This is a genomic window from Shewanella sp. SP1S1-7 (genome assembly GCF_031932105.1).
GTDB classification, from domain to species: Bacteria; Pseudomonadota; Gammaproteobacteria; order Enterobacterales; family Shewanellaceae; genus Shewanella; species Shewanella baltica.
In genome coordinates this window covers 172,169-186,549 of the sequence record NZ_JAUOEU010000004.1, presented here as the reverse complement: position 1 = coordinate 186,549, position 14,381 = coordinate 172,169, and the positions used below count along the sequence as shown (strand labels likewise).

The 14,381-nt window shown below is 48.2% G+C and carries 14 protein-coding genes; 11 read left to right on the top strand and 3 right to left on the bottom strand.

What is annotated here, in order from left to right; all coding sequences use genetic code 11:
- Positions 1 to 356: 356 nt before the first annotated feature.
- The 4 genes from coxB to Q4Q49_RS05305 are packed head-to-tail and all read left to right on the top strand — an operon-like array spanning position 357 to position 4,970.
- Positions 357 to 1,913: a cytochrome c oxidase subunit II gene (gene coxB, locus Q4Q49_RS05320; RefSeq protein ID WP_311998813.1), complete on the top strand. Its 1,557-nt coding sequence runs from the start codon at positions 357 to 359 to the stop codon at positions 1,911 to 1,913.
- Between the two features lie 9 nt (positions 1,914 to 1,922).
- Positions 1,923 to 3,515, top strand: a complete 1,593-nt coding sequence (ctaD, locus tag Q4Q49_RS05315; RefSeq protein ID WP_311998812.1) for a cytochrome c oxidase subunit I — start codon at positions 1,923 to 1,925, stop codon at positions 3,513 to 3,515.
- Between the two features lies 1 nt (position 3,516).
- Positions 3,517 to 4,098 (top strand): cytochrome c oxidase assembly protein, encoded by a 582-nt coding sequence (locus tag Q4Q49_RS05310; protein WP_311998811.1) that lies wholly within the window; start codon positions 3,517 to 3,519, stop codon positions 4,096 to 4,098.
- Positions 4,095 to 4,970: a cytochrome c oxidase subunit 3 gene (locus Q4Q49_RS05305; protein WP_006079601.1), complete on the top strand. Its 876-nt coding sequence runs from the start codon at positions 4,095 to 4,097 to the stop codon at positions 4,968 to 4,970. The genes Q4Q49_RS05310 and Q4Q49_RS05305 overlap by 4 nt, the downstream gene beginning before the upstream one ends.
- Before the next feature lie 4 nt (positions 4,971 to 4,974).
- On the opposite strand, the gene Q4Q49_RS05300 is transcribed toward Q4Q49_RS05305, so the two are convergent.
- Positions 4,975 to 5,193 (bottom strand): DUF2909 family protein, encoded by a 219-nt coding sequence (locus tag Q4Q49_RS05300; RefSeq protein ID WP_006079600.1) that lies wholly within the window; start codon positions 5,191 to 5,193, stop codon positions 4,975 to 4,977.
- On the opposite strand from Q4Q49_RS05300, the gene Q4Q49_RS05295 reads away from it, so the two are divergent.
- The 5 genes from Q4Q49_RS05295 (at position 5,192) to Q4Q49_RS05275 (ending at position 9,170) form a co-directional block, all read left to right on the top strand.
- Positions 5,192 to 5,956, top strand: coding sequence for an SURF1 family protein (locus tag Q4Q49_RS05295; RefSeq protein ID WP_311998810.1), 765 nt, complete (start codon positions 5,192 to 5,194; stop codon positions 5,954 to 5,956). The two genes, Q4Q49_RS05300 and Q4Q49_RS05295, sit on opposite strands and share 2 nt — an antisense overlap.
- A 91-nt stretch (positions 5,957 to 6,047) precedes the next feature.
- Entirely contained in the window at positions 6,048 to 6,593 is a 546-nt protein-coding gene (locus Q4Q49_RS05290; RefSeq protein ID WP_311998809.1) for a hypothetical protein, read from the top strand.
- Positions 6,593 to 7,570: a COX15/CtaA family protein gene (locus Q4Q49_RS05285; protein ID WP_311998808.1), complete on the top strand. Its 978-nt coding sequence runs from the start codon at positions 6,593 to 6,595 to the stop codon at positions 7,568 to 7,570. The genes Q4Q49_RS05290 and Q4Q49_RS05285 overlap by 1 nt, the downstream gene beginning before the upstream one ends.
- Before the next feature lie 14 nt (positions 7,571 to 7,584).
- Positions 7,585 to 8,490: a heme o synthase gene (gene cyoE / locus Q4Q49_RS05280; RefSeq protein ID WP_107402927.1), complete on the top strand. Its 906-nt coding sequence runs from the start codon at positions 7,585 to 7,587 to the stop codon at positions 8,488 to 8,490.
- 47 nt (positions 8,491 to 8,537) lie between these two features.
- Positions 8,538 to 9,170, top strand: a complete 633-nt coding sequence (locus Q4Q49_RS05275; RefSeq protein WP_006084621.1) for an SCO family protein — start codon at positions 8,538 to 8,540, stop codon at positions 9,168 to 9,170.
- On the opposite strand, the gene Q4Q49_RS05270 is transcribed toward Q4Q49_RS05275, so the two are convergent.
- On the bottom strand, positions 9,171 to 10,217 hold the full coding sequence (locus Q4Q49_RS05270; protein WP_006084622.1) for a polysaccharide deacetylase family protein: 1,047 nt from the start codon (positions 10,215 to 10,217) through the stop codon (positions 9,171 to 9,173).
- A gap of 22 nt (positions 10,218 to 10,239) precedes the next feature.
- Here Q4Q49_RS05270 and Q4Q49_RS05265 point away from each other — a divergent pair, with 22 nt between their 5' ends.
- Positions 10,240 to 11,607, top strand: coding sequence for an MATE family efflux transporter (locus Q4Q49_RS05265; RefSeq protein ID WP_311998807.1), 1,368 nt, complete (start codon positions 10,240 to 10,242; stop codon positions 11,605 to 11,607).
- 80 nt (positions 11,608 to 11,687) lie between these two features.
- Entirely contained in the window at positions 11,688 to 13,625 is a 1,938-nt protein-coding gene (locus Q4Q49_RS05260) for a S9 family peptidase (protein WP_311998806.1), read from the top strand.
- A gap of 86 nt (positions 13,626 to 13,711) precedes the next feature.
- Here Q4Q49_RS05260 and nfuA read toward each other — a convergent pair whose 3' ends face one another.
- Positions 13,712 to 14,290 (bottom strand): Fe-S biogenesis protein NfuA, encoded by a 579-nt coding sequence (gene nfuA / locus Q4Q49_RS05255; RefSeq protein ID WP_006079591.1) that lies wholly within the window; start codon positions 14,288 to 14,290, stop codon positions 13,712 to 13,714.
- Positions 14,291 to 14,381 lie beyond the last annotated feature (91 nt).

Below are 14,381 nucleotides of genomic sequence, written 5' to 3'. Positions count from 1 at the left end.
TGAGGCTTTTTTTTGGCAATTTTTCAGACAATTAGATAAATAAGTGATCTTGATCAATATTTAAACAGCAAGTATGGTTGGTTTAGTCGGCGATGATATATCGCCGCCCGTGGCAAATAAATCGAGCCGTAATCGAGTTCAAAATGCCACTAAAAATAGAGAACAGATTTATTTCAGTCGTATGTGCCAGCGTGGCTAATACCAGCAGTAATAATACTTAATTAAAAGTAACAGCCGCCAACGCACGTTGAAGTCAAAAAAGCTTTTTTGGGAACTGAAGAGTTTGCATAGAGTTGAGACTTACTGTGTTGCTCTTCTTTGTAGTTGCTATTCGCAATTGGCAGAGGAGAAGTCTTGTGAAGCAATTGTTGTATTGTTTACTCGTGGTGTTATTCGCACCACCGTTGGCCGCCGCGGACATGCGGTTCAACATGACCCCTGGCGTAACCGAGATCAGTGGCAAGGTTTATCACTTGCACATGACCATCTTGTATATCTGCTGCGCCATTGGCCTTGTGGTCTTTGTCGTGATGATTTACGCCATGATCAACCACAGAAAATCCAAAGGCGCTGTCGCGTCCCACTTTCACGAAAGCACTAAAGTTGAAATCGCTTGGACGATTCTGCCATTTATCATTTTGATCTTAATGGCGATTCCTGCGACAAAAACCTTAATTGCGATGGAAGATCCCAGCGACGCCGATCTGACCGTTAAAGTCACGGGTTCCCAATGGAAATGGCATTACAGCTATTTCGATCAAGACATTGATTTTTACAGCATACTCGCAACCCCTAGAGCACAAATCGACGGTACCGAAACCAAGGGTGAACACTACCTATTGGAGGTCGATAAGCCGCTCGTTCTGCCGATAAATCGCAAAATCCGCTTTTTGATGACCTCTGAAGATGTCATCCATTCATGGTGGGTACCTGCTTTTGCCGTGAAGAAAGATGCCAACCCAGGATTTATCAATGAGGCTTGGACTCGCATCGACAAACCCGGTATTTACCGTGGTCAATGCGCCGAACTTTGCGGTAAAGACCATGGTTTTATGCCGATCGTAGTGCAAGCCATACCCGAAGCCGAGTTTGAAGCTTGGGTGACGGAGCAGAAACAAGCCGCAGGCGCGGCGGCAGAAGCCGCTCAAGCCGCTTTATCACAGACCCTTAGCAAAGATGATCTGATGACCCAAGGTGAGCAAGTTTACCTCGGGCACTGCGCAGCCTGCCACCAGCCCAATGGCGAGGGGTTACAAGGCGTATTCCCACACCTCAAAGGCAGTCCGATAGCAACGGGACCGCTCAGCGGCCACCTTGAAATTGTGCTCAACGGTAAAACGGGTACGGCTATGCAAGCCTTTAGTAAGCAATTGACTGCACAAGAAATTGCCGCTGTGATTACCTATGAGCGTAATGCTTGGGGCAATAATACTGGCGATGCTGTACAGGCCAAAGACGTCAACGAGCACATGAACGGTAGTGCAGGCACACAGGCACCTGCTACCGCACCAGCCAATACGACCCCAACTCCCGCACCTACAACTGAGCCCGCAGCAGTTGTCGACTCCGCAACCATAGTGGATCCGGCGAGCCTCCCCACTCTCACCCATGAGGCACTGATGGCCGAAGGTGAAACTGTCTACACCACCACTTGTGCGGCCTGCCATCAGTTGACGGGAGCTGGCATACCACCCGCCTTCCCCGCCCTCGCTGGCAGTGCTATCGCCACTGGGCCCGTCGCCAATCATCTCGATATTGTGATGCACGGCAAAACAGGCACGGCTATGCAAGCATTTGGCAAACAACTCAGCCCACAGCAACTCGCAGCAGTCATTACCTATGAGCGCAATGCTTGGGGCAACAATACCGGCGATACAGTGCAACCTGCTGATATCGCAAGCCATGGACAGTAGGGGATTATGATGAGCACAATGACTCAAGATCAAACCGCAGCCCATGATGACCATCATCATGGTGCGCCAAAGGGCATCATGCGCTGGGTGCTAACCACCAACCATAAAGACATAGGCACTTTGTATTTATGGTTCAGCTTCATTATGTTTTTAACCGGTGGCGCTATGGCCATGGTGATCCGCGCTGAACTGTTTCAGCCCGGATTACAATTGGTCGAGCCCAATTTTTTCAACCAAATGACCACAGTCCATGGGCTGATTATGGTGTTCGGCGCCGTGATGCCAGCCTTTACTGGGCTCGCCAACTGGCTGATCCCTATGATGATTGGGGCGCCCGATATGGCGCTGCCACGGATGAATAACTGGAGTTTTTGGATCTTACCCTTCGCCTTTACCATTTTGCTCAGCTCACTGTTTATGGAAGGCGGCGGGCCTAACTTTGGTTGGACCTTCTACGCGCCACTATCAACCACTTATAGCCCCGATAGCACGGCACTCTTCGTGTTCTCTATTCATATCATGGGGATAAGTTCAATTATGGGCGCAATCAACGTGATTGTGACCATAGTGAACTTACGTGCGCCCGGCATGACATGGATGAAGTTACCGCTATTTGTATGGACTTGGCTTATCACAGCATTCCTGCTGATCGCTGTGATGCCCGTCCTCGCGGGCGCTGTAACTATGGTGCTGACCGATAAGTTTTTCGGCACTAGCTTCTTCGACGCCGCGGGGGGTGGCGATCCTGTGATGTTCCAGCATATTTTCTGGTTCTTCGGCCACCCTGAGGTCTACATCATGATTTTGCCGTCCTTTGGCATTATCTCCGCCATAGTACCCGCCTTCAGCCGCAAACCATTATTTGGCTATGCATCAATGGTTTATGCCACTGCCAGTATTGCAATTCTGTCGTTCCTCGTGTGGGCGCACCACATGTTCACTACAGGCATGCCAGTGTTTGCCGAGCTGTTCTTCATGTATTGCACTATGTTGATTGCGGTGCCAACGGGGGTGAAAGTGTTTAACTGGGTCGCGACTATGTGGCGCGGTTCACTCAGCTTCGAAACCCCTATGTTGTTCGCCGTGGCCTTTATCATACTCTTCACCATTGGCGGGTTTTCGGGGTTAATGCTCGCCATTACGCCAGCCGACTTCCAATACCACGACACCTATTTTGTGGTGGCGCATTTCCATTACGTGCTCGTGACTGGGGCGATTTTCTCCATCATGGCGGCGGCCTATTACTGGCTCCCTAAGTGGACGGGGCACATGTACAACGAGCGACTGGGACAATGGCATTTCTGGTGTTCGGTGATTTCGGTCAACGTACTGTTTTTCCCGATGCACTTCCTTGGGCTAGCTGGTATGCCAAGGCGTATCCCCGATTACTCGATTCAATTTGCCGATGTTAATCAAATCGTCTCGATTGGTGGCTTCGCCTTTGGCTTATCGCAATTGATTTTCTTAGTGTTAGTCATCAAGTGCATCCGTGGCGGCGAGAAAGCCCCCGCTAAACCTTGGGAAGGTTCCGAGGGTTTAGAGTGGACATTGCCAAGCCCAGCGCCTTACCACTCCTTCACGACACCACCTGAGGTGAAATGAAATGACGAACCATCACCAGCCAGAAAAACCTAAGTCAAATCGAAAGCTTATCAGCATGCTCGTCATGGGCTGTATTAGTATGTTTGGTTTTGGGTTCGCGCTGGTGCCGCTATACGATGTGCTGTGTGAGAAGCTAGGGATTAACGGTAAAACCTCCAATACTGCCAGTAATTATCAAGCGATAACCATAGATACTAGTCGTGTTGTCACAGTGGAATTTATCTCCCAAGTGCAAACGGGTATGCCGTGGAAATTTGAGCCGCAAACCAAGCGGCTCGAAGTTCACCCCGGCGAACTGATACACACAGCATTTTTGGCACGCAATGTGTCAGACAAAGCCACGGTCGGTCAGGCGATACCTTCAATATCACCCGGCCAAGGTGCAGCATATTTTAATAAAACGGAATGTTTTTGCTTTAATCAACAGCACTTAGCGGCTTCGACCAGCGCTGAGTTGCCGCTCATTTTCTTTGTGGATCCTCAGTTACCTGAATCCATCCACACTCTGACCCTCTCTTACACCCTCTACGACATTACCGACAAGCAGTTAGCGTCTGCCATAGAGCAAGGAGCTGCAAAATGACCACAAAACATGAAAATTACTATGTTCCCGCCCAAAGTGCTTGGCCCATCATTGGCGCTATAGGATTGTTTCTAATCGCCTTGGGTGCAGGGCACTTTGTCCATCAACTAAAATCGGGCGCATCGGGTGGCGGTTATATCCTGCTAGCGGGTATCGCCGTAATCCTCTTTATGCTGGTTGGCTGGTTTAGAACCGTGATCAACGAATCTATGACTGGGCTTTATTCGCACCAAATGGATAGATCCTTTCGCCAAGGCATGAGCTGGTTTATTTTTTCAGAAGTGATGTTCTTCGGCGCATTTTTTGGTGCGTTATTTTATGCCCGTATGGTCGCAGTGCCTTGGCTCGGTGGCGCCTCCAATAATGCCATGACCCACGAAGTACTCTGGCCACAATTCGAAGCCGTTTGGCCGTTGCTCACTACGCCAGATGGCACCAAAACCGAAGCGATGCCGTGGAATGGCCTGCCGTTAATCAACACTATCGTGCTGCTGACCTCCTCAGTCACCTTACATTTTGCCCATGTCAGCCTAGAGAAAGGCAAGCGCTCGGCCATCACACTATGGCTCGGGATCACCATTCTTTTGGGTATGGGTTTCCTTGCCTTGCAGGCCGAAGAATATATGCATGCCTACCATGAAATGGGGCTCACCCTGACCTCAGGGGTTTATGGCAATACCTTCTTCCTCTTAACTGGCTTTCACGGCATGCATGTCTCGCTCGGCACTCTGTTTTTATTAGTGTTGTTTTTCAGAGTGTTGAAGGGTCACTTTAGCGCGGATAAGCATTTTGCTTTCCAAGCGGGGAGTTGGTATTGGCACTTTGTCGATGTGGTCTGGCTGTGTTTGTTTATTTTCGTCTACGTACTTTAAGGCTTTAGTAAGGCGTGGGATTGGGGCTGATTAACCCAGTCCCTAAGGCCACCAGCAGCAACAGAATAACGAGTACCGAGAAAATCACCCGGCGACCAAGATAACGGCTCATAGGCACTTTATCGTCACCTTTAACCATAATAAACAAGGCCCTACCTAGATTAAAAATGATGAACAGCAACAGCAGAACTAAGACCAATTTAAAAATGAATAGGGTATTCATGCAATATCCTTATGTTCTGCTGAATAAATTAACGGTTTTTTTACTGATCTTGACTGTGGCTGTATTCGTGATGTTGGTCAAGTTGGGTCTATGGCAATTAGCCCGCGGCGAAGAAAAAACCATGCTGTTAGCCCAAATGGAGGCAAGACAATCCTTGCTGCCATTAAGTTTTGAGCAGCTCCAACTCAAAATCGATAAGGAAGGCGTAACAGGTTATCGACTGCAAGTGCACGCCATACCCGCGAGCTCGCAAATATGGCTGCTGGATAATCAAATCTATCAGGGCCAAGTGGGCTATTTAGCCTTTCAGCCCCTGCAAGTGACTGCGGGTCAACCTTGGTTACTGGTCGAATTAGGTTTTGTCGCGGCCAGTACCCACCGTGATGAGTTGCCCCACATCAGCCCACTTAGCGGTGAATTGAATATCGAAGGTCGGCTTTATCAAAAGCAAATCAATCCCTTGAGCCAGGCTTTAATGGCAGAAACGGGGACAAGTATTCGCTTTCAGAATTTGAATATACCGGAAATGGCGCAGCTGTTAGGCCACCCTTTACTCGATGCAGTGCTGCAACCGGATGAGCTACCCGCCCTCGCCTTGCCACATCCTTGGCAGCCCTTCCCACTATCGGCGCAAAAACATTGGGGTTATGCGCTGCAGTGGTTTTCGATGGCAGCCGTGTTTGCTGGGCTCATGCTGTGGCAAGGGATTAAGTATGTAAAACGCCATAGTGCCGAAACAATCGCAAACTCAAGGAGCGAATAGGGAAATTCGTACCATACTTAGCAAGATACAAATAAAAACTAAATAAATATAAAACAATAAATTAGGGATAATTTGAATGAGAGGAGCAAGCATGAACTCCCAGAATAAATCGAAACACAAGGCATTGGGCTTATTGTTGCTGGCGTTTATCGCGCCCGTGGTGATAGCCAAGCTAGTGCTGAGCCTGAATTTATACCACGGCGGCGCCACCAATCATGGCGAGCTGATCAATCCTGAGACCAGTTATGCCAGCCTTGGGGTTGAGAATCCCAATCCCAAAGAATGGCAACTGCTATATTTACTGCCCGCCCAATGCGACGATGCTTGCCGCGAACGCCTGTATATTTTACGCCAAAGCCACACTGCTTTAGGGCCAGATCAGGCACGAGTCGAACCACTGATCCTCACCCATCCCGACAGCGATCTCAATGCTTTAAGCGCCTTTCACTTCAACACACGTCCCGCCAATGCTGGCTTAAACCATTGGCTAGATGAACAGCAGCTGATCATAGTCGATCCCTTAGGCAGCTTAGTGCTGCGCTATCCCCAAGTGCAGGGCAGAGAAGCCCATTTAGCTCAAGGCAAGGCCTTGATTGCGGATCTGCGTAAGTTGTTAAAACTGTCGAGGGTAGATTGATGCAGCTAACTTGGGTCCTACGCTTAACCTTAGTCTTTACCTTGTTGGTGATCTTAATGGGCGCTTACACTCGCCTATCGGATGCGGGGCTCGGCTGCCCAGATTGGCCGGGGTGCTACGGCCATATCAAGGTGCCCACCCAAGACCATGAAATCGCCCATGCACAAACCATCTTCCCCGATCATGATATCCACCCAGAAAAAGCTTGGCTGGAGATGATCCACAGATATATCGCCGGCGGACTTGGCTTACTGGTGTTATTCATCTTAGTGCTGTGTTTGAAAACGCCAGAAGCACCGAAAAAATTGCCGCTCATCATAGTGCTATTGATCCTCTTTCAAGCGGCACTCGGCATGTGGACAGTGACGATGAAACTCATGCCCATAGTGGTGATGTCGCATCTTATTGGTGGCTTCAGCCTGATTTCTCTGCTGTTACTACTCTATCTGCGAACCCGACCACGGCGGATCTTTAATAGCGAAACCTATGCCCGCAATCTGGCACCGCTGGCACTGGTGAGCCTATTCGTTCTTGTAGGACAGATTATGTTGGGCGCTTGGACATCATCTAATTATGCGGCGCTCGCCTGCACCGCTTTACCCATTTGCGAAGGCAATTGGGTGGATAATTTGGCAATAGCGGAAGCCTTTTCACCGTTTCAAGGCCAACACCACAGTTTCGAATTTGGGGTGCTCAATTACCCAGCCCGTATGACTATCCACATCGCCCACCGAATTGGCGCTATCGTTACCGCGAGTTTATTACTCGTGCTCGCCTATCGATTATTTGTTGGCGCTGCTGGGATGAGGGCCTTAAGCCTCTTATTGGTAGGGCTAGTGATCCTACAAGTGAGCTTAGGTATTTCTAACGTAGTGATGCATTTACCACTCGGCATTGCCGTGTCTCACAATGGCGGGGCGGCATTACTGCTGCTGACCTTAGTCGCAATCAACTATTTTTTATGGCGCAAAGCATAAGCGAGGGATCCAAGATGGCAAAACCACTCTCAATCACCAGTAGCCTACCCACGTTCAGCGTGACATGGCGCGCCTATTTTGAAATGACCAAACCTAAAGTGGTCGCACTTATGCTGCTCACTGTCTTAGTCGGCATGTGTTTGGCCGTGCCCAATGCTGTGCCCGTTCAACCTTTACTCGCTGGTATGCTGGGCATTGCCATGATGGCGGGCTCGGCGGCGGCGTTGAATCATCTGATCGATCGCCGTATCGATGGCTTAATGGCGCGCACCTACAATCGCCCGCTGCCTAAGGGACGCATTTCGGCAACCCGCGCGTTAATTTTCGCTGCCAGCTTAGGTAGCCTTGGCTTTATCGTCTTATATTCCTTAGTAAATCCACTCACGGCTTGGCTCACCTTTGCCAGCTTGATTGGTTATGCCTTGGTTTATACGGCCTATTTGAAGCGCGCGACATCACAAAACATTGTGATTGGCGGCCTTGCGGGAGCCATGCCACCCTTGCTGGGATGGACGGCAGTGACGAACGAATTTCACGGCCATGCGCTGTTGTTAGTGATCATCATCTTTACGTGGACGCCGCCACATTTTTGGGCTCTGGCCATTCACAGACGCGCCGAATATGCCAAAGTGGATATTCCCATGCTGCCCGTTACCCACGGTGTCGAGTTTACTAAAACCTGTATTCTGCTTTACACAGTATTGCTGGCAATTGCTTGCCTATTACCTGTGCTGGTTGGCATGTGTGGGCCCGTGTATTTCGTCTGCTCGAGTTTACTCAGCACCGGATTTATCTATAAAGCATGGCAACTCAAATATCGGGATCATGATGGCTTGGCGATGCAAGTGTTCCGCTTCTCTATCTATCATTTGATGTTGTTATTCATGGCATTACTTCTCGACCACTATTTGTGGAACTAGTGTATGCAACTCGTTTGTCGCGCTAACCTGTCGTTATGGAGCCAATAATGCAGAAAAGAATTTTAGTCATCGCCATATTATTGATCGGCCTTGGCGGCCTATTTGCGGTGAAATTTAATCCCCCGAAACCTATCGAGCTAGAGAGTGGTTTTTTGTTTCCTCAGGCCTATGAATTAGCGCCCTTTGAATTGGTTGATCAACATCAGCAGGCTTTTACCAACGCCAGTTTGCAGGGGAAATGGAGCTTATTCTTTATCGGTTTTACCTTTTGCCCCGACGTTTGTCCTACGACCTTAAATAAACTCGCGGCGGCTTATCCCGATCTAAACAAAATTGCGCCATTGCAGGTGGTGTTTTTATCCGTCGACCCCAAACGGGACACACCGGATAAACTCCTGACCTATGTTAATTTTTTCAATCCAGAATTTAAAGCGGTCACGGGCGAGCAGACACAAATCTTCCCGCTCACCCGCAGCTTAGGACTGACCTATGCCATGGTCGGTGAAGGGGAAAACTACCAAGTCGACCATAGTGCGGGTTATGTGTTGGTGTCGCCGCAGGGAACGCGAGTCGCAGTGTTTAAGCCTACGGCAGCGTTAGGCAAACCGCCGCAGGTGTTAAATGATGAAATGATTAGCGATTTTAGAAAAATAGTGGCGCAATACAAACCTAGCCGTTGATCACTCTTTGACCCAAGAGCCATCGTCCTTTGGCCTCACCCAAGGCTGAGAAAACCAATAGTAGCCATTGCGCGCCTTACTCGGCGCAGTGCAGTTGTAACGCGAACGACCCGCAGGTAAGGCTAAATCCGCTTGAACACTAAACTCGTTCTCACTCAACCAAGTCGGCTGTTTTGAACCTTGGCCTTGGATATAACACATCACTTGCTTAGCCGAGATATCGCTCATATCTAGGGTGACTTTAAGCTCTGGGCGCCAATGGCCGCCCTTTAACTCAGGATCACTAGGACTCTGCGCAATCACAGGCATATTTAAACTGTATAGCTTGGCCTTAAGGCTTTTTAAATCAGCATATTGTCCTGCAACAGGGAAACGCGGCAGCGCCGTTAATGGCGAATAGGGCCCAGCGGCACCCGATTGTTGCCCCAAGGCGACAAAGCCGTTCTCAGTTAACATATCCTGCAAGGCTTGATTGTACTCACCGTAGGGATAAGCCAGCATTTTGAAATTGTGACCTGTGGCATCCAAAATGGCTTTTTCTGTGTCTAAAACATTGGCCTTTACCCTCGCTAGCCACTGCGCCTGTGATTCATTTTCTAAGGCGCGGATCAAATGTTCGTGCGCCCAACTGTGGTTAGCAATATCGGCGCCTTCCTTGGATAGCGTTATCAGCTCATCCCAAGTCATCATCTCGGTAAACTTTTGTTTAATCGGCTCAATTGCCACAAACAAGGTGTAGGGAAATCCAAATTCCTTTAGGATAGGATGCGCCGTAGTGGCTATGCTGCGATAACCATCGTCGAAGGTAATCGCGACTGTTTTCGCAGGTAAATCTTGTTTTTGCTTTATCGCTTCAACTACCTGAGAAAGCGGGATCACCTTAAAGCCATCATCGGCTAGAAACTGCATTTGCTCACGAAATTGCGCGGGCGTCACGCTTGTGGCCGCCGGAGTGGTTTCTGACACATGGTGATATTGCAGAATGACCACGGCATGGGCAGAAAACGTCATTAGCCCTATGAGTGCCAACAGCACACGTTTAACCATAATGTGAACACCTCTGAAATTAATGAATACTGCTAAATCAACTTGGCTCGACCTAATGCTTAACGGCGCGAAAAATCGTCAATTTCTGGCGCTTGCCCTGCCGATGATACTCTCCAATATCACTATCCCACTTTTGGGCTTAGTCGATACGGCTGTCATAGGTCATCTGAGTGAAGCCTATTATTTAGGGGGAGTCGCTGTCGGGTCAACGATTATCACATTAATCATTTGGTTATTGGGATTTTTGCGTATGGCGACCACAGGTTTAGTCGCGCAGGCCTATGGTGCAAATGATCTTCACGCCCAGCATAAACTCTTAGTCCAAGGCGCTATGCTAGCTGTGTTATTGGGCGCTGGCGTTATCGCGCTGCAAGTCCCGATATTAAATTTAGCGCTAGGATTATCCGAAGCGAGTAGCGAAGTCGAGCGCTATTGCCGCGAGTATTTTCAGGTACGAATTTGGTCAACGCCCTTCGCCCTACTCAACTTAGTAATGCTTGGCTGGCTATTGGGACGTCAGCAACCTAAAGCCGCTATGTGGCAGCTGATATTAGCCAACCTTGCCAATATTATTCTCGATGTGGTGTTTGTCCTCGGCTTAGGCTGGGGCGTTAAAGGCGCTGCCCTCGCCTCAGTCTTTGCCGATATCACCGCTTTCTCAGTCGCACTCACTATGGTGTTACAGCAACTCAAGCGCGAAGCCGATTTTCACTTATCCCAGCTATTACCCCATGTCACTCTGACGGGTTATGGCAAATTACTGAGGCTCAACACAGATATTTTTATCCGTAGCCTCTGCCTGCAAGCGGCCTTTGCCTTTATGACTTTTCATGGTGCGGGTCTGGGTGATAACACCGTTGCCGCCAATGCCGTGTTACTGAATTTACTGCTGTTACTCTCCTATGCACTCGATGGCATTGCCTATTATGCCGAGGCAGAAGTCGGCCGAGCCTATGGCCAAAAACAGGCGGAGCAATTACGGGAAGCAGTGATCTTAGCCTGGAGCTGGTCGGCCATTACGGCGTTAGGGTTCTGCGCTGTATTCAGTCTTTTTGGCAGTAATATTATCGCGTTATTGACCAGCATTAATGAGGTCAGAACCACAGCACAGACCTATCTTATCTGGCTGATATTTTTGCCTTTATGGTCTTTTAGCTCGTATTTATTCGACGGGGTTTATATCGGTGCAGCTAAAGGCAAAGTGATGCGCAATAGCATGATACTCGCCACCTTCGGTGCATTTTTCCCGACATGGTATTTGCTGCAGCAACTATTATTGCCTGAGCAAGGTAACCACGCCCTTTGGGCCGCCATGAGTGTCTTTATGATCGCCAGAAGCCTAACGCTTGCGGGGCACTATTATTTCAGCAAAAGCTTTTTGAATAAATAAATCTGTAAAGACAGTAGTTTACAAATCTCAAAATCACTATGATGTTGATTTTACAATTGTAACAAAGATGTGATTCTATAATGAAAAGGATTTTACCGCTGCTTTTCCTGTGGCTATGCAACCATGCCGTTGCCGACACAGCGCCACAATTACCCGTTGAAGCCTTTGCCAGCATCCCAGATGTGAGCTCTGTACAGCTCTCGCCTAACGGCAAAAAACTCGCATCGGTTGTACGCGTCGACCAAGCCAAACTCAAAGGTACTGTCGTTAGTATCCAAGATATAGAAACAGGCGAAAAAAGCATTCCACTGCACACGGATAATCAAAAATTTGTCATCCTGTCTCTGCAGTGGGCAAACGATAATATCTTACTGATCAGTGCTAAGTTTCCGGCTAACCGTTACGGTACACCGACAACCGAAACCCGCCTTGTTAAGTATGATTTGACCACTAAAAAAACCTCGAGTGTCATTCCACGCAGTGTCTTAGAACGTCTCAATTGGATACCGCAACATCAGGGGCAAATTATCGATCTTATGGCAGATGATCCCGACAATATTTTACTGTCATTAGACGGAATGGGCGAAAACGTAGGCGAAGATAGTGTACTTAAAGTCAATTTAGCGCAGGGTAAATCCAGTTACACCCAAAATGCTAAAAAGAAGATCATCAGTTGGATTACTGACAGGCAACACAAGGTCCGTATTTCTATCTATAACGATGATACTGAGTACCGCATTTATGAACAGGCTGAGCAAAAGAGAGATTCACGTTTACTTTGGACCTTTAAAGCCTTTTCAGAAGACAGTGTTTGGCCATTAGGTTTTGATGCTGACCCCAATATTCTTTACGTTCGCGCCTATCACCAAGGTTTCGAAGCCATATTTAAAGTCAATCTGACCGATCCTAAGCTCACAAAAGAGTTGGTCTACGCCAATGAAGATACTGACGTTGAAGGTAATTTACTCTATTCGAAACTGAAGAAAAAAGTGATTGGTATCAGTGAAGGTGACGGCGAAGAATACACCTTTTGGGAAAAAGAATATGTGGGCCTACAAAATGGCCTAAAAGCCGTGTTACCCAACGCACACAACTATATTACTCAGTTCAGTGCCGATGAACGACGCTACATAGTGTATTCCACTAGCTCGACCGAGCCCGGCACTTACTATTTTGGCGATAGGGACGAAAAAACGCTTTATCCAATCGCTAACCGATACGGCAGACTCAAGAGTGAACTCCTCGCCGATACCCAATATTTAACATATGAAGCAAGGGATAAGCTCAAAATCGATGCTTACCTAACCGTGCCAAAAGGGCTTGAAGCAAAGCAACTGCCGACGATTATTTTCCCCCATGGCGGCCCCATCAGTTACGACAGCAACGACTTCGACTACTGGGCACAGTTCTTCGCTAATCGTGGTTATGCGGTATTTCGGATGAACTTCAGGGGCTCGGCAGGTTACGGCTATGAGTTTATGAAAGCTGGCCTGAAAAGCTGGGGACTCGAAATGCAAAACGACGTCGAAGATGGAACTCGCTACTTAATAGATCAAGGGATTAGCGATCCTAAACATATTTGTATTGTCGGGGCTAGCTATGGTGGTTACGCGGCCTTAATGGGGGCCGCCATGACTCCCGATCTCTACCGCTGCGCCGTGAGTGTAGCGGGTGTCACCGATGTGGCCTATCTAGTGAAATCGAGCCGAAGATTTACTAACTACAAAGTGGTTAAAGAGCAAATAGGGGATGACTTTGATGCGCTCTATGACCGCTCGCCGATCAGTAAAGCCGATAAAATTAACATCCCAGTATTACTGCTACATGGCGATAAGGACAGAGTGGTTAAGGTTCAACACAGCCGAGAAATGTATGACGAACTCAAATCACTGAAAAAACCAGTGGAGTATATTGAGCTGGAAAATGGCGATCATTACCTGAGCAATAACGACAACAGACTCGCGACATTTAAAGCCTTAGATAAGTTCTTAGCTGATAATCTCAACCCTAAGTTATAACTGAACAACAGTACTTTAAGCGAAAGCCAAAACATAAAAAAACGCGACTCTAAGGTCGCGTTTTTTATTCAGCTTAACAAACAAGATTAAGCGTAAGAATGTTCACCGTGTTGGTGATCTGTCACGTCACGTACGCCAGTCAACTCACCTGGGAACATGTCTAACAGTTGTTTCTCGATACCATCCTTCAGGGTGATATCAACTTGAGAACAACCGTTACAACCACCGCCGAACTGCAGTACAGCTACGCCTTCTTTAGTGATTTCAACCAGCATGATATTACCACCATGGCCGGCTAACTGAGGGTTGATCTCAGATTGGATCACGTATTCGATACGCTCGACTAAAGGTGCATCGCCAGACACTTTACGCATTTTTGCATTAGGTGCTTTCAGCGTGAGTTGTGAACCTAATTGGTCAGTCACAAAATCGATAGTGGCATCTTCAAGGAAAGGTGCACTCTTCTCATCGACCATAGCATTGAAGCCAGTGAACTCGATTTCAATATCATCACTTTCGACTGCATCCGGTGGACAATAAGACACACCACACTCGGCTTGCGAGGTTCCTGGACTGATCACAAATACGCGAATATGAGTGCCTTCAGGTTGATCTGCTAACAACTTAACAAAATGGGCTTGAGCCGCATCGGAAATGGTAATCATGAAAACCTGCTCCGTCAGGGGATACCTGAGTGTTTTAGTAAGAATTAGCCGTATGATACTCCGACTCACCTTTGCTTTGTAGTCCCTTGGG

Excerpts from the sequence above, each read along its gene's own strand:
- ctaD (WP_311998812.1), top strand. The coding sequence starts at position 1,923 with ATGAGCACAATGACTCAAGATCAAACCGCAGCCCATGATGACCATCAT.
- Q4Q49_RS05310 (WP_311998811.1), top strand. The coding sequence starts at position 3,517 with ATGACGAACCATCACCAGCCAGAAAAACCTAAGTCAAATCGAAAGCTT.
- Q4Q49_RS05305 (WP_006079601.1), top strand. The coding sequence starts at position 4,095 with ATGACCACAAAACATGAAAATTACTATGTTCCCGCCCAAAGTGCTTGG.
- Q4Q49_RS05295 (WP_311998810.1), top strand. The coding sequence starts at position 5,192 with ATGCAATATCCTTATGTTCTGCTGAATAAATTAACGGTTTTTTTACTG.
- Q4Q49_RS05300 (WP_006079600.1), bottom strand. The coding sequence starts at position 5,193 with ATGAATACCCTATTCATTTTTAAATTGGTCTTAGTTCTGCTGTTGCTG.
- Q4Q49_RS05290 (WP_311998809.1), top strand. The coding sequence starts at position 6,048 with ATGAACTCCCAGAATAAATCGAAACACAAGGCATTGGGCTTATTGTTG.
- Q4Q49_RS05285 (WP_311998808.1), top strand. The coding sequence starts at position 6,593 with ATGCAGCTAACTTGGGTCCTACGCTTAACCTTAGTCTTTACCTTGTTG.
- cyoE (WP_107402927.1), top strand. The coding sequence starts at position 7,585 with ATGGCAAAACCACTCTCAATCACCAGTAGCCTACCCACGTTCAGCGTG.
- Q4Q49_RS05275 (WP_006084621.1), top strand. The coding sequence starts at position 8,538 with ATGCAGAAAAGAATTTTAGTCATCGCCATATTATTGATCGGCCTTGGC.
- Q4Q49_RS05270 (WP_006084622.1), bottom strand. The coding sequence starts at position 10,217 with ATGGTTAAACGTGTGCTGTTGGCACTCATAGGGCTAATGACGTTTTCT.
- Q4Q49_RS05265 (WP_311998807.1), top strand. The coding sequence starts at position 10,240 with ATGAATACTGCTAAATCAACTTGGCTCGACCTAATGCTTAACGGCGCG.
- Q4Q49_RS05260 (WP_311998806.1), top strand. The coding sequence starts at position 11,688 with ATGAAAAGGATTTTACCGCTGCTTTTCCTGTGGCTATGCAACCATGCC.
- nfuA (WP_006079591.1), bottom strand. The coding sequence starts at position 14,290 with ATGATTACCATTTCCGATGCGGCTCAAGCCCATTTTGTTAAGTTGTTA.